Annotated in this window: 20 protein-coding genes; 5 read left to right on the top strand and 15 right to left on the bottom strand. The window is 67.5% G+C overall.

From position 1 onward, the window contains the following. Positions 1-67: 67 nt before the first annotated feature. Complete coding sequence (gene glgA / locus L1892_RS05460) at positions 68-1,234, top strand: glycogen synthase (RefSeq protein WP_235722463.1); 1,167 nt, start codon at positions 68-70, stop codon at positions 1,232-1,234. Here glgA and L1892_RS05455 read toward each other — a convergent pair. The 9 genes from L1892_RS05455 to dapE all read right to left on the bottom strand — a co-directional run bounded on the left by L1892_RS05455 (position 1,213) and on the right by dapE (position 9,456). Further along, complete coding sequence (locus tag L1892_RS05455) at positions 1,213-2,085, bottom strand: putative RNA methyltransferase (protein ID WP_372474969.1); 873 nt, start codon at positions 2,083-2,085, stop codon at positions 1,213-1,215. The genes glgA and L1892_RS05455 overlap by 22 nt on opposite strands. 47 nt (positions 2,086-2,132) lie before the next feature. Next, positions 2,133-2,300: a DUF3117 domain-containing protein gene (locus tag L1892_RS05450; protein WP_076479797.1), complete on the bottom strand. Its 168-nt coding sequence runs from the start codon at positions 2,298-2,300 to the stop codon at positions 2,133-2,135. A gap of 189 nt (positions 2,301-2,489) precedes the next feature. Next, the gene (locus L1892_RS05445; protein ID WP_235722461.1) at positions 2,490-2,867 is read right to left on the bottom strand and encodes a DivIVA domain-containing protein; all 378 of its coding nucleotides are present in this window, start codon (positions 2,865-2,867) and stop codon (positions 2,490-2,492) included. A gap of 102 nt (positions 2,868-2,969) precedes the next feature. Next, positions 2,970-4,037 carry a glucosyl-3-phosphoglycerate synthase gene (locus L1892_RS05440; protein ID WP_235722460.1) on the bottom strand — a complete coding sequence of 356 codons (1,068 nt, stop codon included), beginning with the start codon at positions 4,035-4,037 and terminating at the stop codon, positions 2,970-2,972. Further along, positions 4,034-4,897, bottom strand: coding sequence for a dihydropteroate synthase (gene folP, locus L1892_RS05435; protein WP_235722458.1), 864 nt, complete (start codon positions 4,895-4,897; stop codon positions 4,034-4,036). Before folP ends, L1892_RS05440 begins: the two co-directional genes overlap by 4 nt. 160 nt (positions 4,898-5,057) lie before the next feature. Then, positions 5,058-6,854, bottom strand: coding sequence for a long-chain-acyl-CoA synthetase (locus L1892_RS05430; protein WP_235722456.1), 1,797 nt, complete (start codon positions 6,852-6,854; stop codon positions 5,058-5,060). A gap of 113 nt (positions 6,855-6,967) precedes the next feature. Then, positions 6,968-7,504: an LOG family protein gene (locus L1892_RS05425; RefSeq protein WP_235722455.1), complete on the bottom strand. Its 537-nt coding sequence runs from the start codon at positions 7,502-7,504 to the stop codon at positions 6,968-6,970. Further along, positions 7,501-8,334, bottom strand: coding sequence for an LOG family protein (locus L1892_RS05420; RefSeq protein ID WP_235722453.1), 834 nt, complete (start codon positions 8,332-8,334; stop codon positions 7,501-7,503). Before L1892_RS05420 ends, L1892_RS05425 begins: the two co-directional genes overlap by 4 nt. Positions 8,335-8,352: 18 nt before the next feature. Beyond that, on the bottom strand, positions 8,353-9,456 hold the full coding sequence (gene dapE, locus L1892_RS05415) for a succinyl-diaminopimelate desuccinylase (RefSeq protein ID WP_235722779.1): 1,104 nt from the start codon (positions 9,454-9,456) through the stop codon (positions 8,353-8,355). A 104-nt stretch (positions 9,457-9,560) separates the two neighbouring features. On the opposite strand from dapE, the gene L1892_RS05410 reads away from it, so the two are divergent. After that, positions 9,561-9,971, top strand: a complete 411-nt coding sequence (locus L1892_RS05410) for a VOC family protein (protein WP_235722452.1) — start codon at positions 9,561-9,563, stop codon at positions 9,969-9,971. 8 nt (positions 9,972-9,979) lie between these two features. Here L1892_RS05410 and L1892_RS05405 read toward each other — a convergent pair whose 3' ends face one another. Next, on the bottom strand, positions 9,980-10,657 hold the full coding sequence (locus tag L1892_RS05405; protein ID WP_235722451.1) for a DUF6597 domain-containing transcriptional factor: 678 nt from the start codon (positions 10,655-10,657) through the stop codon (positions 9,980-9,982). 38 nt (positions 10,658-10,695) lie between these two features. Between L1892_RS05405 and dapD the strand changes: the two genes are divergently transcribed. Next, positions 10,696-11,664, top strand: coding sequence for a 2,3,4,5-tetrahydropyridine-2,6-dicarboxylate N-succinyltransferase (dapD, locus tag L1892_RS05400; RefSeq protein ID WP_235722450.1), 969 nt, complete (start codon positions 10,696-10,698; stop codon positions 11,662-11,664). 35 nt (positions 11,665-11,699) lie between these two features. Here dapD and dapC read toward each other — a convergent pair whose 3' ends face one another. Continuing rightward, positions 11,700-12,821 (bottom strand): succinyldiaminopimelate transaminase, encoded by a 1,122-nt coding sequence (gene dapC / locus L1892_RS05395; RefSeq protein ID WP_235722449.1) that lies wholly within the window; start codon positions 12,819-12,821, stop codon positions 11,700-11,702. 9 nt (positions 12,822-12,830) lie between these two features. After that, positions 12,831-13,160: a ferredoxin gene (gene fdxA / locus L1892_RS05390; protein ID WP_235722448.1), complete on the bottom strand. Its 330-nt coding sequence runs from the start codon at positions 13,158-13,160 to the stop codon at positions 12,831-12,833. 295 nt (positions 13,161-13,455) lie between these two features. On the opposite strand from fdxA, the gene L1892_RS05385 reads away from it, so the two are divergent. Continuing rightward, on the top strand, positions 13,456-14,001 hold the full coding sequence (locus L1892_RS05385; protein WP_235722446.1) for a cupin domain-containing protein: 546 nt from the start codon (positions 13,456-13,458) through the stop codon (positions 13,999-14,001). Positions 14,002-14,006: 5 nt separating this feature from the next. Beyond that, positions 14,007-14,375, top strand: a complete 369-nt coding sequence (locus L1892_RS05380; RefSeq protein WP_235722444.1) for a rhodanese-like domain-containing protein — start codon at positions 14,007-14,009, stop codon at positions 14,373-14,375. Between the two features lie 52 nt (positions 14,376-14,427). Here L1892_RS05380 and cofG read toward each other — a convergent pair whose 3' ends face one another. Genes cofG through L1892_RS05365 form a run of 3 tightly spaced genes read right to left on the bottom strand, consistent with a single transcriptional unit; the run spans position 14,428 to position 18,292 of the window. Then, a complete protein-coding gene (gene cofG / locus L1892_RS05375; protein ID WP_235722442.1) occupies positions 14,428-15,672 on the bottom strand; it encodes a 7,8-didemethyl-8-hydroxy-5-deazariboflavin synthase CofG in 1,245 nt (414 codons plus the stop codon). Further along, complete coding sequence (locus L1892_RS05370) at positions 15,669-17,174, bottom strand: flavin-containing monooxygenase (RefSeq protein WP_235722440.1); 1,506 nt, start codon at positions 17,172-17,174, stop codon at positions 15,669-15,671. The genes cofG and L1892_RS05370 overlap by 4 nt, the downstream gene beginning before the upstream one ends. Next, positions 17,171-18,292, bottom strand: a complete 1,122-nt coding sequence (locus tag L1892_RS05365; RefSeq protein ID WP_235722438.1) for an FO synthase — start codon at positions 18,290-18,292, stop codon at positions 17,171-17,173. The genes L1892_RS05370 and L1892_RS05365 overlap by 4 nt, the downstream gene beginning before the upstream one ends. Positions 18,293-18,343: the final 51 nt, after the last annotated feature.

The following is an 18,343-nucleotide window of genomic DNA, read 5'->3' as shown; positions in this document are numbered from 1 at the left end:
CCTCTCCCGAAGCCGAGTTTCGCCACACCGATGGCGAGCCGGCGATGATCCGGTTAGCGTCGTGCGCATGAGGGTGGCGATGATGACCCGGGAGTATCCACCCGAGGTGTACGGCGGCGCCGGCGTACACGTCACAGAGCTCGTCAGACATCTGCGCGCACTCACCACGGTGGATGTGCACTGTATGGGCGCCGACCGGGAAACCGCGCAGGTCTATCAGCCCGATCCGGGTCTGGCCGGGGCCAACGCGGCGATTACCACGCTGTCCACGGACCTGCGGATGGCGATCGGGGCGCATGGCGCCGACCTGGTGCATTCGCACACCTGGTACACGGGCCTGGCGGGCCACCTCTCGGCTGCGCTGCATGGGGTTCCGCATGTGCTCACCGCGCACTCACTGGAGCCGATGCGTCCATGGAAGGCCGAACAACTCGGTGGCGGCTATCGCGTCTCGAGTTGGGCCGAACGCAATGCGGTCGAGTACGCCGACGCGGTGATCGCGGTCAGCTCGGGGATGCGCACCGACGTGTGCAACACCTACCCTCGGCTCGACCCCGAACGGGTTCACGTGGTGCGCAACGGTATCGACACCACGAGCTGGTTCCCGGTGGACGATCCGTTCGGACCGGAATCGGCGCTCACCGGACTCGGGGTGGACCCGAGCCGTCCCATCGTCGCCTTCGTCGGGCGGATCACCCGTCAGAAGGGCGTGGCACATCTCGTGGCAGCGGCCCACCAGTTCCATCCCGACATCCAGTTGGTGTTGTGCGCAGGCGCTCCCGACACCCCGGAGATCGGCGCGGAGATCGAAGCGGCGGTGGCCGAACTGGCCACGTCCCGCGACGGCGTCTTCTGGGTGCGCGACATGCTGCCTCAGCCGCGAATTCGCGAGATCCTCACCGCCGCACACGTTTTTCTGTGTCCGTCGATCTATGAACCGCTCGGCATCGTGAATCTCGAGGCGATGGCGTGCGGGACCGCCGTGGTGGCCTCTGCCGTCGGCGGAATCCCGGAGGTGGTGCGCGACGGCGTCAGCGGGCGCCTGGTGCCCTACGACCCGGTCGATCCCCGCGCGTTCGAGATGGGCCTGGCCGAGGCGGTCAACGCCGTCGTCTCCGATTCGGCCGAAGCCGAGGCGATGGGCACCGCCGGCCGCGAACGTGCGCAGGCCGAGTTCTCGTGGGCATCGATCGCCGAGCAGACGCTCGAGGTCTACCGGCTCACCCTGCGGTGATCACCGGTCGTCGGCCGACAGACCGTCACCGTGACCGACACCGTCACCCCGCAGGGCCCGGAGATCTCGGTCATCGCCGCGGCGGCTGACGCGATCTCGTCGGCGGTGCGATGGAATGCGGAGGGACCCATGCTCACCAGGTCGCCTATGCCCGCCGCATCGAGCTCGCGGCGGTGCGCCACCGGGTGTTCGGCGATGACCTCGAAACGGTCGCCGAGTGCCGAGCGCAGTCGTCGGTCCTTGTCGTCGGCGATGCCCAACATGTCCATCGGTCCGACGATCTCGCCGAGGTGATCGGCGTTGGGTGTCACCACCACCAACACCCCGCCGGGATGCAGCACCCGGGCGAACTCGTCGATGTTGCGGGGGGAGAACACCGACAGCACCGCACCCACCGAGGCGGTGCGGATCGGCAGGGGACGCCAGACGTCGGCGACCACAGCGGCGGCACGCGGGTGTCCACGAGCGATGGCACGGGCACAGAACTTCGACAGGTCCAGTCCGATGCCCCACAACTCGTCCGAGCCGGCGAGAGTCGCGGCCAGGTAGTGGCCGGTTCCGGCGCCCGCATCGAGCACCATCGGCGGTCGGTTCGATTCGAGGTCGCTTCCGGGTACCGGCCACGCGGCATCGGCGACCGCTCGGAAGACCGGGTCGAAGAGCCCGGATTCATGCACCCGCCGTCGCGCGCCGACCATGGCAGCGGTGTCGGAGCGATGCGGTGTCGAGCGACCGTCGAGAAGCGAGACATACCCCTGCCGGGCGATGTCGAATCGATGTGACGTCACACAGATCAGGGATCGGTCGTCGTCGGCGACCTCGAGTGCGACGGAACAGACCGGGCACCGCAACGCGGATTCGACGACGCGCAGCGGAACCTGCCGATCAGCTGATCGACTCAGCCGGTGACCCCGCGCAGTTCCTCGCCGAGGGCGGCAGCCTCGTCGGCACTCAGTTCGACCACCAGGCGCCCGCCGCCCTCGATCGGAATCCGGACAACGATTCCACGTCCCTCCTTGGCCGCTTCGAGGGGGCCATCCCCAGTACGTGGCTTCATCGCCGCCATTCTCGAACTCCTTTCAGAGCATCCGCCACACCGTGTGGAACGACACCCGGCGCAGCGATCGGACTGCCACAGGTGCCAGGACAATGATACGTGGTGGCGAGATGATCACCCGCGCACTCTGCGGCGACGTGCCGAAAACGCCCATTCGACGCCCGGCACGGAGGTCCGATCGGATGATCGACGCGTCGATCACGTCCTGTCTGATCGGGGCTCGTCGACCTCTGGGCCGGCCGCGACGGAGTGGCCCGGAATGCCGTTGACGCTCGGCATGTCGGCTTCCTCGCGTGCCTGCAGGTCGAGCACGACGCCGCGCAGTTCGTCGAGTTCACGGGCGAGCTTCTCCATCGCCCAGTCCACCTCCGACGGCGAGTACCCGCGCAGGGTCTGCCGAAAGACCAGGCCGCGAACGTGATCGCCGGTGATGCCGGCACGCGGCAACCGAGTCAGCGTGGTACCGCGGTCGATGGGCGGCACCTCCTCACCACGGCCGAACACGAACCAGACCACGGCGAACACCGCCGCGACCACCACGGCCATGATCAGCAGATACAGCAACATCGTCTGCATGGCACCAATAGTGGCAGACAGCCTGCCGCGCGTGCCCCGACGGTCATCGACCCCGTAGAGGCGTACTCGTTGTCACCAGGGGCGTATGTCACCTGGGGCGTGCTAGGACGCCATCTCCGCGTCGTCGGACTCCTCGACGAGAATCGAACTCATGGGTGGTCGATCCTCGAGGTAGACCTCGGTGGTGTGCGGGGTGAACGAACCGTCGGGCTCGGCGGTGAATTGGGTCAGTCCGATCCCCGAGTCCTCGATTCCGCAGCGCCGCATCAGCGTTCCCACGATCTGCCGACTCATCACACCGAGCTCGATCAGCGGACGGTTCCGGTGGGTCCGCACGCCAAGATTCACCTGGCCGATGCCGTCGAGTCCGTAGCGGTCGAATGTGTCGATCAACAGCCCGATCTCGACGCCGTAGCCAGGCGCGAACGGCACCGACGACAAGAGTTCGCGCGTACCGGCGTACTCACCGCCGAGCGGCTGGAGAACTCCGGTGAGATCGGGACGCTGGGACGCGAGCAGCGGACGCGCGACCAACTCGGTGACCCGTCCGCCGCCGTTGGCATCCTGCTGGCCGCCGGTCCGAAGCGGCCGCCGGTAGTACCCCTTCACCAACTGGATCTTCGGGTCGACGAGCAATGGGCCGAGCATCTTCGGCACGAACATCGGATCGGGGTCGATGAGGTCGGAGTCGACGAAGGCGATGATGTCGCCGGTCGCGACCGCGATCGACCGCCAGAGCACCTCTCCTTTGCCCTTGACGGGCTCGAGACCGGGTACCGCCTGTTCGCGGCTGACCACCGTGGCGCCGGCTTCCCGGGCGCGCTCGGCGGTCGCGTCGGTGGACCCGGAGTCCAGCACGATCAGTTCGTCGACCAGCGTGCCGTACAACGGCCGAATCGACGCGATGACGTCGGCGACGGTCTCTTCTTCGTTCAGCGCCGGCAGCACCACAGACACTGTGCGCCCGTCCTTGGCGGCCACCAACTCGTCGATGGTCCAGTCCGGCTGTTCCCAGGTGTTGGTGGCAGACCACCGCTGTTTGGCACCCATGGTGTCCGCGGGAGTCGGCCACATGGTGGTTTTGTCCCGATTGTTGGCAACGGTCGCGGTGCGACCCCCGGCACGAGCCGGCCGACGTTGTTGTTGGGTTCGACGAACCTGTTTGGTCATGCGAGTCCCCTGACTGTTCGGGCGGGTGGGCGTGTTCCCGCGATGGCAGCGACCATGTCGACCACGCGACGGGTGGCGGCAACCTCGTGGACGCGAAAGATCCGGGCGCCGGCAGCGGCACTCAGAGCGGTCGCGGCCAGGGTTCCCTCCAGCCGTTCATCGAGATCCACACCCAGAGTCTCCCCTACAAAGTCCTTGTTGCTCAGCGCCATAAGCACTGGCCAGCCGGTATTAACAAGAACGTTCACCTGGCGTAACAAGGCAAGCCCGTGATGGGTGTTCTTGCCAAAATCATGTGTCGGATCGATCACGATCGAATCACGCGGCACCCCCGCATCGGCAGCTCGACGGGCGGCTGCAGTGACGTCGGCCACCACATCGGCCACCACATCGGCGTACGCCACCCGATGTGGACGGGTCCGTACGGTGGCGCCTCCGGTGTGCGAACACACGATGCCGGCACGGTGTGCGGCCGCCACCTTCACCAACGCCGGATCGGCGCCGGCCCAGGTGTCGTTGATCAGATCGGCTCCGACCTCGCAAGCCTGCTCGGCCACCTCGCTCCGCCAGGTGTCGACGCTGATCAACACCTCGGGGAAACGCTCCCGGATCCAGCCGATCATCGGCACCACCCGGGTGGTCTCGGTGGCCACGTCCACCTCGTCGCCCGGCCCCGCCTTGACGCCACCGACGTCGATGATGTCGGCGCCCTCGGCCACCGCTTGCTCGATCCGCTCCTGGGCCGCCGTGTCGGTGAAGCTCGAACCCCGGTCGTAGAAGGAATCGGGCGTCCGGTTCACGATGGCCATCACCAGGGCCCGGTCGGTGGCGACGGACTTGCCGCACAGCGTGGAGAGCATGGTGCCAGGGTAACGAGGGTCTCGATACGGCTCCTCGCTGCGCTCGTCACCTACTCGACCAGCAGAACAACACCCACCGAACACGACGCTCGTCACCAACTCGACCAGCAGAACAACACCCACCGAACGCTCGACACCTACTCGACCGGCAGGGAGCGGTTCAGCCTTTCGGCGCCTTCGCGTTCGCGACGTCATCGGGATAGTCGGCATAGAACTCGACGTACCCCTTGTCGCGACCGGCCAACACGTGCAGCGGGTCGTCGCCGGTGTCGGAGTAGCCCTCGTCACGCAGCTCCACCTTGCGGTTCTTGAAGGTCGAGGTCTGCTCGAAATCGTCGACCACCCGGATGAACAACGGCACCGCATAGGACGGCAGGTGTGAGTACAGGTGCGCGGCGAGCTCACCCTGGTCCAGATCGGCGCCCTCGCGCAGTTTGACCGCGGCCATGCCCGCGCGGCCGTCGGTGCCGGGCACTTCCACGCCGTACACCACCGACTGGGCGATCGCCCCGAAGGAGTCGAGGGCACCTTCCACCTGCGTGGTGGCCACGTTCTCGCCCTTCCATCGGAAGGTGTCACCCAGCCGATCGACGAAGGCGATGTGTGCGTATCCCTGATCGCGCACCAGGTCGCCCGAATTGAAGTAGGCGTCGCCCGGCTTGAACGCGTCGCGGATGATCTTCTTCTCGGTCGCCTCGGAATCGGTGTAGCCGTCGAGCGGCACCCGTTCGCTGATCTCGGCGATGAGCAGACCAGTGCCACCCTTGCCCACCTTGGTGAGACGCCCGTTCGCATCGCGGCGGGGTTCGCCGTGGTCGTCGTATTCGACGATCTTGTACGGCAACGGACAGAATCCGGCGGTGCGCTTCACACTGAAGGCGTTGACGAAGGCGACGTTGAGTTCGCTCGCGCCGTAGAACTCGACGATGCGGTCGATGCCGAACCGCTCGGCAAACTCGTCCCAGATCTCCGGCCGCATCCCGTTGCCGATGATGACCTTCACCGCGTGCCGGCGATCGGTCGGCTTCTCCGGCTGCGCCAACAGGTATCGGCACAGCTCTCCGATATAGCAGAAGGCCGTCGCCCGGTTCAGGATGACGTCATCCCAGAATTTCGATGCCGAGAACGACCGGCCGATCGCAATACATGCCCCGGATGCGAGGACCGAGCCGAGCGCGACCGACAACGCGTTGTTGTGGTACAGCGGCAGTGGCACGTACATGGTGTCGCTGTGGCGCAGGCGCACTGCCAGTCCGCCGATCCCGGAAAGATTCGCGAGCCAGCGGTTGTGGCTCATCACGCTCGCCTTGGGCATACCGGTGGTACCCGAGGTGAAGATGTAGAACGCCTTGGTCGACGCCGGCAGCTCCTCGGTGACCGCGGGATTGTCCTCGCTGCCGTCCGCGGACGCCGCGTCGAACTCGGCGAAATCGAAAACGTGCGGCGGCTGCACGTCGGCCGGGATCGACCCGAAAGCCTCGGCGCAGTCCGGGTCGTGCACGAGGACCTTGGCCTCGAGCAGTGACACGCTGTGCGCCATCACCTTGTCGCGCTGGTTGTAGTTCAGCATGCCCGCCACGGCACCGAGTTTCACCGTGGCCAGGATCAGCATCAGGTCGGTCGGGTTGTTCTTCGACAGGATCGCGACAACATCACCGGTGCCGACGCCGTTGTCGGTCAGCAAGGATGCGTACCTGTTGACCCGGCGGTTCACCTCGCCGTAGGTCATCGACCGACCCTCGAACCGGATGAACGGTCGATCGGGGTGAGCGGCCGCGTGCTTCTGGAAGATCGAGCCGATGGTCCGCTTCGCCTGCGGCGGACGGTGGATGAGTCCCGGCGCATGCTTGATCATGTTCAGCGCATGCGGCGCCATCTTGACCACGCCCCGGGCCAGGTCCCCCAGGCCGACCGGCTCGGCCGCGGAGGTGTCCGTGTGGGTGTCACTGCTCGGCATCAGATCTCTACTCCACATCTTTGTGTTGACGCCGCTCGATGTTCGCGTTGTTCGGCGTTCTCGCTGGTCTGCGGCGCGCACCATACGCACGTGGACACGCCGTGCGCCCTACCTTACCGAGCAGTAGCAAGTTGGATGGCGGTCGGTATGGATTGGGCGACGAGAAGGCGGTCCAACGCGCGGCGGGAGACGAAGCCACGCCCACACAGATCATCCAGCCAGCCGAGCAACGGCGCATAGAAATCGACCGGATCGAGCAGCACCACCGGTTTGGCGTGCATCCCGAGATATCCCGCGGTCCAGGTCTCGAAAAGCTCTTCGAGGGTTCCGATCCCGCCCGGCAGCGTGATGAAGCCGTCGGCCCGCTCGTCCATCAATCGCTTGCGTTCGCGCATGGTGTCGGTGACCACCAATTCGTCGGCACCGAGATCGGCCACCTCGCGCTCCATCAGCGCACGCGGGATGATGCCGACGGTCCTACCGCCGGCGGCCCGCGTCGCCTCCGCGAGCGCGCCCATCATGGAGATGTTGCCGCCCCCGGACACCACCGTGTGTCCCGCGTCGGCGATCGCGGTCCCCAGGTCGGCGGCGAGATCGAGAAAGCTCTGATCGACCGGGCCGGACGCACAGTACACACAGATCGCGCTCATCGACCACCCCGCCCGGCAGCCGCAGCGGCGATGATCTCGACCGCTTCGGCGGGTTCGTCGACCAGGTGGAGCAGGTCGAGGTCGTCAGTGGAGATCATCCCTTTGGCCAGCAGAACCTCGCGCATCCAGTCCAGCAGGCCCGCCCAGTGCTCCCGCCCGACCAGCACGATGGGGAATCGCACAACCTTCTTGGTCTGGACCAGCGTCAGCGCCTCGAACATTTCGTCGAGAGTGCCGAAGCCGCCGGGCAGACAGACGAAGGCCTGCGCATACTTGACGAACATCGTCTTACGCACGAAGAAGTAGCGGAAGTTCATGCCGACGTCGACCCACTCGTTGAGGTGCTGCTCGAACGGCAGCTCGATGTTGAGCCCGATGCTCTGCGCGCCGGTCTCCCAGGCGCCCCGATTGGCTGCCTCCATCGCGCCCGGACCGCCACCGGTGATGACCGCGTAGCCGGCCTCCCCAAGCGCCCGTCCGAGCCGGATCGCCAGATCGAACTCGGCGCTACCGGGCACCAACCTGGCCGACCCGAAGACCGTGACCGCCTCGGCCACCTCGCTCAACGCGTCGAACCCGGCCACGAACTCCGACTGGATTCGCAGTACTCGCCAGGAGTCGCGCATGGTGCGCTCGGCACGTAGGTCACGATCGCGCGGATCCACCCACTCGAGCAGGCGTCGGTCGGTGGTCTCGGACGCCTCGCCGGGGTCCCGGCGGACCCGGATCGGGCCCACGTAGCAAGTCTCCAGGTCCGCCGACGGATTGTCGGAGCCACGAGGACCCGTCTCGCCTGAGTTGTATTCGGAGTCGTACTCGGTGCGCGCCATCGAAGATCTCCCTATCGGTCAGCCGGACAGGAACGCACGCAGCAGATCTGCGACCTGGCCGATCTGACTCACCGGAACGCGTTCGTCGACGCGATGGGCCAGACTCGGGTCTCCGGGCCCGAGGTTGACCGCCGGGATGCCCAGCGCCGAGAAACGCGAGACGTCGGTCCACCCGTACTTGGCGCGGAACCGGCCGTCGGCAGCTTCGACCAATGCGGCCGCGGCCGGGTTCGACAGCCCCGGCAAGGCGCCCGCGGCCGAGTCGGTGACCTCGACACCGAGTTCGGCATCAGCGATGGAGTCGGCGAACGCGTCACGCACGTGCGCGAGGGCCTGCTCGATGCTGCGATCGGGTGCAAAACGGAAGTTCACGTCGACATACGCCGCGTCGGGTACGACGTTGCCCGCGACACCACCGCCGAGTCCGACCGCCGACATCCCTTCGCGGTACTCACAGCCGTCGATGTCGACCGTCCGCGGCCGGTAGCGAGAGAGGGTGGTGAGCACCCCACCGAGTTTGTGGATGGCGTTGTCGCCCATCCACGACCGCGCCGAGTGTGCGCGGACGCCCGAGGCCGACAGCCGAACCCGCAGGGTGCCCTGGCAGCCGGCCTCGATCAGTCCACCGGTCGGTTCACCGAGGATGGCAACGTCGCCGCGTAACCAGTCGGGTAGCTCCCGCTCGATCACGCCGAGCCCGTTGTACTTCGCAGCTATCTCCTCGCAGTCGTAGAAGATCAGCGTCAGGTCGTGGGCCGGATCAACCAACGTCGCAGCCAGATGCAGGAACACCGCGTCGCCGGACTTCATGTCGACAGTGCCGCAGCCGTGCACCACATCGCCCTCGTCGTCGTCGGTGGTGCGTCGATGCGGCAGATTGCCTGCCACCGGCACGGTGTCGAGATGACCGGCCAGGATGACTCGGCTCGGTAGCCCCCGATCGGTGCGCGCGAGAACCCGGTTGCCGTCGCGGACGATTTCGAAACCGGTTGCCTGGGAACGTAATGCACTCTCCACGGCATCGGCGATAGCGGCTTCGTCGCCCGATTCGCTCGCGATGTCGACGAGTGCCGCGGTCAGCTCGACCGGGTCGGCGCGTAGATCGAGGTCGGCAGCAGTCACCCCATCACCGTAGCCGTCGGCCGAGCTCACCGACCGCTCACCACCCGCAGCAATTGTCCGAAACGTTCAAGACCCTCACCGCCGACCGCAGTAGCGTCACCGCCATGACCTCTGTCGACGACACCCCGGTTCCCGCGCTCAACGCACTGTCCATCGTCACCCGCGACATGGGCGCAGCTCTCGCCTTCTATCGGTTGTGCGGTCTCACATTCCCCGAGGGGGCAGAGAACCAACCGCATGCCGACACCACTGCCGGTGGGTTGCGGATCATGTTCGACACCCGCGATGTCGTCTCGTCGTTCACCCCCGACTGGACCGAACCGTCCGGCGGCCACCGCATGGCCGTGGCCTTCGAGTGCGCCTCGCCGGCGCAGGTCGACGCGCTGCACCGGCGGCTCGTCGACGCCGGCCATTCTTCGGCCCACGAACCGTTCGATGCATTCTGGGGTCAGCGGTACGCCGTGGTCCGCGATCCCGACGGCAATCCCGTCGACTTCTATTGCCCGCTCGAGTGATTCGGGCGCTATGGGCCGCACCGAAAGGTATCCGGGCCGCGGCCCACCAGGTCGAGAAACTCCCGATGCATATGCGGTTGATCGGCGAAGTGCCGGCCGGCCGCGACCTGCGCCGGCTCGACCCCCGTAGCGAGGTCGACCCGCGCTGCACGTACCCGGAGGATGCGCTGCAACGTTTTGGGTCCGTAGCCGAAATGTCGCAGGACATGGCGGTGGAAGGTGCGCGTCGTACCACCGAGCAGACCGGCGACCTCGTCGACGCGGCGACCACCCGCCAACGCATCCGCGACCGGAGTGACCCATCCGGGCACCTCCCATCGACGCGTGTCGGCGAGTCGACGCAGCACCGCTGACGGCTCGGCGGCGGCGCAGAGCGCGTCGAGCCAGGGCGCCGCTTCCGCCGACGACCAGAGATCGGTCAGATCGACCCGCAGATCCCGAACGTCATACGCCGGGACGCCGAGCACGCATGGCGCGACGCCCGGCGCCAGCCGGATGCCGACCATGTGCTCGACCGACTCGCAGACGTGCTGGTGTGGGTGGGTGTCGGGACCGGCGACCAGCAGACGCCGTCGGTCCCAGATCAGATCCATGCAACCGTCCGGCAGGATCTCGGCCGTCCCCACCTCGTGTTCGGCCGACCACACGGCACCACGTGCGGTCTCCGATGTCGATGCCCCGGCCATCGATCGAGTGTCACCCTCCCCCGGTAGGCTGTGCATCCGTGACGACTAACGGCGCTTTCGCAACCGGTATTGCCACGGTGACCAACGGCGGGTCGGCTGACCCGGGCGTGGTCCTCGACGTCTGGTTCCCCGAGCCGGAACTGAACACTCCCGCCACGAGCGAGACCGTCGTCCTCGACGGTGACGCCGTCCCGCACGATCTGCGTGACCTGATCGGCGAGGACGCCGCGCGCGGAGTCAAGACGGTGGCGGTGAAGACCACGACCACGGACCTGTCGTCGGCGCCGATCGACGCCTACGACGTGTATCTCCGTCTACACCTGCTGTCGCACCGTCTGGTGACACCGCACGGCACCAACCTCGAGGGCATCTTCGGCCTGCTGACCAACGTCGTGTGGACCAATCATGGACCCTGCCCCATCGACGGTTTCGAGACCACCCGCGCGCGCCTTCGCTCGCGCGGTCCGGTCACCGTCTACAGCATCGACAAATTCCCGCGCATGGTCGACTACGTGCTGCCCGGCGGCGTACGGATCGGGGACGCCGACCGGGTCCGTCTCGGCGCTCATCTCGCTCCCGGGACCACCGTCATGCACGAGGGTTTCGTCAACTACAACGCCGGGACGCTGGGCTCGTCGATGGTGGAAGGTCGCATCTCGGCCGGTGTGGTGGTCGGCGACGGCTCCGACATCGGCGGCGGTGCCTCCACGATGGGCACGTTGTCCGGCGGCGGCAAGGAGATCATCGCACTGGGCAAGCGGTGCCTGCTCGGCGCGAACTCGGGTTGCGGCATACCCCTCGGCGATGACTGCGTGATCGAGGCCGGCCTCTACGTGACGGCCGGAACCAAGGTCACCGGTCCGGACGGCACCGCGGTCAAGGCCCGCGAGTTGGCCGGGCAGTCCAACCTGCTGTTCCGACGCAACAGCCTCACCGGGGCCGTGGAGGTCGTCCCTTGGAAGGGCGACGGCATCGCCCTGAACGAGGCGCTGCACAAGAACAACTGACCGCTGACTGTGCCCGGTTTTGCACCGGGCACACCTCAGTGGTTCAGACGTTCGGCGGCCGCGGCGACGCGTTCGTCGGTCGCGGTGAGTGCGATGCGCACATGCTGCGCGCCCGCGGGACCGTAGAAGTCGCCGGGTGCCGCGAGGATGCCGCGGTCGGCGAGCCAGTCCAGAGTGGTTCGTGAGTCCTCGCCCCGGGTGGCCCACAGATAGAGTCCGGCTTCCGAGTGGTCGACCCGGAAGCCGGCCGAGGTGACCGCGGCGAGCAACGCTTCGCGGCGGGCCCGGTAGCGCTCGCGTTGAGCGTGCGCGTGGTCGTCGTCGTCGAGCGCGGCGACCATCGCCCCCTGGATGGGGAACGGCACGATCATCCCGGCATGTTTGCGAACGGCGAGTAGTTCACCGATCAGTTCTCGGTCACCGGCGAGGAAGCCCGCCCGATAGGACGCGAGATTGGAGACCTTGGACAAGGAGTGCACCGCTATCAGACCACGGTGATCGCCGCCGCTGACCCGGGGATCGAGGATCGAGTATGCCTCCCCCTCCCACGTCAGACCGAGGTAACACTCGTCGGAGACCACGATGGTGCCCCGGTCACGGGCCCAGTCGACGACCTTGCGGAGGTGATCGATGCCGAGCACCTTGCCGGTCGGATTGGACGGCGAGTTGATATACAGCAACGCAGGTGAGGTGGGGCCCAGCGCGACGGTCGAATCCGCCCGCACCGCCGTGGCACCGGCCAGCAGCGCCCCGACTTCGTATGTCGGGTAAGCAACCTCGGGAATCACCACGACATCGCCTGCGCCGATACCGAGCATCGACACCATGCCGGCAATGACCTCTTTGGTGCCGATCACGGGCAGGATGGCCGACTCGTCGAGACCGGTGGTGCCGAACCGACGGGCCAGGGCGCCGACCGCAGCGGTACGCAACGCAGACGTGCCGATTGTCGTCGGGTAGCCCGGGAACTCCGAGGATGCGGCCAGCGCCTCCCGGATCACCGGATCGACCGGATCGACCGGTGTCCCGACCGACAGGTCGACGATGCCGCCGGGATGTTCGGCGGCTCGCGCCCGGGCGGCGCCGATGGTGTCCCACGGGAAGTCCGGGAGCACCGAGCTGACCCGCCGTCGTGTCGCGAAACCAGACGTGCTCACGGCGTCAGTTCATTCCTCTTCGTTCATCGGCGGTAGACCCTTGATGAACGCCGGGTCCGCCTCGGTCTTGCCGACCTTGCTCGCACCGCCCGGTGATCCCAGGTCGTCGAAGAAGTCGGCATTGGCGCTGACGTAGGGCTCCCACTCGTCGGGCACATCATCCTCGTAGAAGATCGCCTCGACCGGGCACACCGGCTCGCAGGCACCGCAGTCGACACACTCGTCGGGCTGGATGTAGAGCATCCGGCCACCTTCGTAGATGCAGTCCACCGGGCATTCCTCGACGCAGGCCTTGTCCAAGACATCGACACAAGGCTCCGCGATGATGTAGGTCACCACACTCTCCTTCGCTGCAAAACACTCGCGGCCCGGCAACGATCGCGGTCGCGGTGTCGTCGCCGGGGTCGGTGCGTGGGCTGAACGCACCGGATCACGGACCGCGCGGCGACCCCGAACGAACGGGCCACATACACATGAGTCCGTGTCCAAGAGTATCGGGCGGGCGTCCCCCTGTTCGACACCCGCCCCCGTTCCACGAGCTCAGACGTAATGCGGATCACATACTCTGTCGTCGTTGTGATCTGCGCGCGTCCAATCCTCGACGCCGTGGCCCGCCGACGCGACTCTGGTGCACGTGATCACACATGCCGACCCAGTGCGCACCCGAACCACCACGCTGCCGACGCGGCTGCGGCCCGCAGACCTGCGCCGGATCACCGATCAGGGTGTGGCCGACGTCCTCGACGGGGTCTACGACCACCTCCTCCCGCCACAGTGGGACGCCATCGAGCGCTGGGCGGCACGGTTGGAGACCACCGACGAGCTCGACCTGTGGTTGATCAGCTGGACCCCGGACCGTGCCACCGAACTGCACGACCACGCGGGGTCGATCGGCGCCCTGACGGTGTTGTCCGGGGCGCTGCGGGAGTACCGATGGACCGGCCAGGACCTCGCCGTGCGGGTGCTCGCCGCGGGCGATCAGGCATCGTTCCCCCTGGGGTGGGTCCACGATGTGCAGCGCCATGACCCCGGCCAGACGGCCGGCACCGCCGGGGCCACCGAACCGACGCTGAGTGTGCACGCCTACTCCCCACCGCTGACGGCGATGTCCTTCTACGATGTCCTCGAGCCGGGCCGATTACGCCGGACCCGGACCGAGCTGACCGACCAACCGGAGTGATCGACGTGCCCACCATCGACGATCTGCTCGCCGCGGCGCGTCGCGGCCTGCACCGCATCGAGGCGGCCGATGTCGCGGCGGAGGTGGCGGCAGGCGCGGTCCTGGTCGACATCCGCCCGGCCGGCCAACGAGCCGCGGAAGGTGAAGCCGACGGCGCACTCGTCGTCGAACGCAACGTTCTGGAATGGCGCTGCGATCCGGCCAGTGACGCGCGCCTACCCGAAGCGGTCGATCACGACGTGCGCTGGATCATCCTGTGCTCGCAGGGCTACACCTCCAGCCTCGCCGCGGCATCGCTGCAGCAGCTCGGCTTGCACCGGGCCACCGATGTCATCGGTGGTCATCAGGCGCTGCGCGCACTCGACGGCGACTGAGCCCGCTCCTCCTCGGCGAGATGCCGGGTTCTTCTCGGCGGGAGGGCCGAGATCAGGCGACGGCCGGCCAGGGACGGCCCTGCGGGTGGACGTCGGCCGCCAGACCCGTCGACGGGTCGGCGATGGCGGCGACGTGCCCGGCCAGACCCGGATCGATCCACTCCGAACCGGCGAGCACGTACGGCGGCTGCGCGGTGATGCGTTCGCTGAGTATGTAGCCCGACTCCGCGGTGATCTCCGCGAGCGCGTCCAGGTTGGGCCAGGGGCGTTCGGGGTTGACGTGATCGGGCGTCAGCGGTGATACGCCACCCCAGTCGTCGACACCGGAGGCGATCAGCGCCGCACACTCCCGCGCCGACACCAGATTCGGCGGCGCCTGCACTCGCATCTGCGGTCCGAGCACCACACGGGCCACGGCCACCGCCGCCAGGAATTCGGTCATCTCGGCATCCGGGGTGCCGCGCATCGCCGTATCCGGCTTCGCGCGGAAGTTCTGCACGATGACCTCCTGGATGTGTCCGTGCGCCCGGTGGATGTCGCGGATCGCGATGATGGATTCGGCGCGCTCGGAGAGGGTTTCCCCGATCCCGACCAGGATGCCGGTGGTGAACGGGACGCGTTCGGCCCCTGCGTCGTGCAGTACCTGCAGCCGCACGCGCGGATCCTTGTCCGGACTGCCGTAGTGCGGCTGCCCCTTCTCGGTGAACAGCCGACGCGAGGTGGTCTCGAGCATCATGCCCATCGACGGCGCGACCGGGCGCAGCGCCCGCATCTCGGCCGCACTCATCACCCCCGGGTTCAGGTGCGGGAGCAGACCCGTCTCCTGCAATACGGCAACCGCTGCCGCCCGGACATAGTCGAGGGTGGAGTCATGCCCCCGCGCGGCGAGCCACTCACCCGCCTGCGACCAGCGATCCTCCGGGCGGTCACCGAGGGTGAACAGTGCTTCCTTGCACCCGAGCGCGGCACCGTTGCGGGCGATCTCGAGTACCTCGTCGATCTCGAGGTACATGCCCTGCCCGGCGCGGGCGAGTTTGCCGGGGACGGTGACGAAGGTGCAATAGTGGCATCGATCCCGACACAGCCGGGTGAGAGGGACGAACACCTTTCGGGAATAGGTGATTTGCCGGTCGCGTCCGGCCCCGGCGAGGCCGTCGTCACGCAGCCGCGAGGCGATCTCCTGCAGTGCGATCAAGTCGTCACCGGAGCAGGCGAGCAACGCGGCGGCCTGAGTCTCATCGAGGTCGGCGCCGCAACGGGCGGCGTCGAGTGCATCGGCGATCGTCTCGTCTGTCACGGGTATCGACCTCCTTCGTCGACGGGTCGGGATCCGATCTCATAGGGCGTCGGATCGAAGGTGCCGTTGCGTTCGCGGAACGACACCGCGGTGCCGGGCCACAACAGGGTCAGCCGACCGCTTCTGGGATCCACGTACCAACTGTTGCATCCGGTCAACCACACCGTCGAGGCGCTGCGCTCGTCGATCTCCCGGGTGTAGGCCTCTTCGGCCGCCGCGGTCACCTCGATGGCGTCGATGGCGTTGCGCGCCATGTGATCCAGAGCGCCCACCACATAATCCAACTGCGTCTCGATCATGTAGATGGCCGAATTGTGTCCCAGGGCAGCATTCGGACCGTCGAGGACGAACATGTTCGGGAAACCGTGGACCGCCGTGGAGGCGAATGACACCATGCCCGCCGACCAGTGGTCGTCCAGGACCTCCCCGTGGCGGCCCCGCACCCGTACCGCGGCAGGTAGCCGGGTGGCCTCGAAACCGGTCGCCATCACCAGCACATCGAGGTCGTAGGTCTGTCCACTGACCGCGCGCGCCTTGCACTCGACGACCGAGTCGAGCGCGCTCGGTTCGAACACCACATTCGGCCGTTGCAGCGCCGGGTAGAAATCATCGCTGAGCAGGATGCGTTTGCAGCCGATCTCGTAGTCCGGGGTCAGCGCCGCGCGCAGGCCCGGGGCGGCGACCTGCCGGCGGAGATGACTCGAGGCGCGCTCGCGGATGGCATCGATGTCGGGCCGCAACCCCAGGCGCTGCCGGAAGGCCCGGTCGGCGTCGGCGAGCATGTCCTGCCGGACTGCCTGCGCACGTTCAGGCACCGCGAGTTCGGCTCGTTCCTCGACGGTGAACCGGCGATCGTCACGCGGCACGACATACGGTGGTGTGCGGGAGAACACGACGAGCTCCTCGGCGTCCGCAGCGAGGTGCGGAATCACCTGAACCGCGGAGGCACCGGTACCCACGACCCCGATCCGCTCGCCTCCGGCGAGCAGGTCGTCACGCCATTGCGCTGTGTGAACGACTGTGCCGGTAAAGGATTCGAGTCCGTCGATGTCGGGTATGTGCGGTTCAGACAGTCGCCCGACGGCCATCACCAACACCCGCGCGCACACGGCACCCGCGCTGGTCTCGATCTCCCAACGAGATTCGGCGTCCGACCATCGCGCATCGCGGAGTTCACAGCCGAGCCGGATGTGCGGTGTCAGCCCCTCGTCGACAACCGTCTGTTCGAGATAGCGGCGGATCTCGGCACCCTGCGGATACAGCGTCGCCCAGTCCCACGGAGGCCGGAAGGAGAAGGAGTACAGATGTGCCGGGATGTCGCAGGCGATGCCGGGATAGGTGTTGTCCCGCCAGGTGCCGCCCACGCCACCGGCCCGTTCGAGGACGACGAACGAGTCTCGTCCGCGCCGCGCCAATTGCGTGGCCATGCCGATGCCGGCGAATCCGGCACCGACGATGGCCACGTCGATCACCAGCGGCTCGGCAGTAGACGTCCTGCTCACCGACGAACCTGGGGTATCGGTGTCAATCGCTGCGCCGGCGGATCCGCATAGCCGGTGGTTCGCTGGCGAGGATTGCGTCCCAGCCGTGCGCCGAGGTCGGCGATCGCGTCGACGCCCAGTACCCGTCCGGCCTCCTGGCCGGCGTCCGGCATCAGGTCGCCGTCGATGAGCAGGCCCCCGATGTCGTCGGCTCCGCCGCCCAGCAACGCCTCGGTGGTGTCGGCGTCGTGTTTGGTCCAGGCGACCTGAATGTGGTCGAAGGTGCCCAGGGTGAGCAGCCGGGCCACCGCATGCACGGCTCGGGTCTCGCGCCGGGTGACCGGCGTGGTGGCCACCTCCCGCAGATGCGGTGGGGCGTTCTCGGGCAGCAGTGGCATCAAGATGAGCTCACTGAACCCTCGCGTGCGGCGTTGCATCTCGCACAGCGCACGCAGATGGTCGAGCTGATGCTGCGGGGTCTCCACGTGTCCATACAGCATCGTCGCCGTCGAGAACATTCCCACCTGGTGGGCCGCCTCGATGGTCGACACCCACTCGGCCACAGGTGGGGCGGCGCCACCGGCAAGATGCGCACGGACGTCGTCGTCGAGAATCTGGGCGGCCGTGCCGGGCACGGAGCCGAGTCCGGCCGCGTGTGCACGGCGCAGGAGCTCGGTCACCGACACCCCCATCCGAGTGGCGGCGTCGCGCACCTCGGGCGGGCGGAAGGCGTGCAGATGCATTTGCGGGGCCGCCGCGTGAATGGTGTCGACCAGGCGCAGGTACCCGTCGGTGGGAGCGTCGACGGACAGCGGTCCCTGCAGGCAGATCTCGGTGGCACCCAATTCCCATGCCTCGACGACCAGATCGCTGACATCGGGAACGTCGGGCCGACCCGAGCCGACGACCGAGGTGTCGAGGTTGCGGTTGACGACGAAGGTGAGCTCGTCTCCGGTGATCGTCCGGCGGGCGTCGTCGGCCAGCGCGCAGAGCTCGTCGAGTTCGGCGCCGGAGGCACCGAGCAACGCCAGCCACTCGTCGTCGCCGAGCGACGACGGATCGTCGGCGACGTGACGCACAGCTGCCCGGACGGCCTGCACAGTGGCGTGCGCGTCCCGAGCCCACTCCCGCAGGACCATTCCCTCACTCTAACCGCACCCGGCGAACCGGCCTCGACGCCCCGACGGGCC

This window comes from Gordonia tangerina (genome assembly GCF_021556435.1).
Classification (GTDB): Bacteria; Actinomycetota; Actinomycetes; order Mycobacteriales; family Mycobacteriaceae; genus Gordonia; species Gordonia tangerina.
This window is presented reverse-complemented; position numbering and strand designations above follow the sequence as displayed.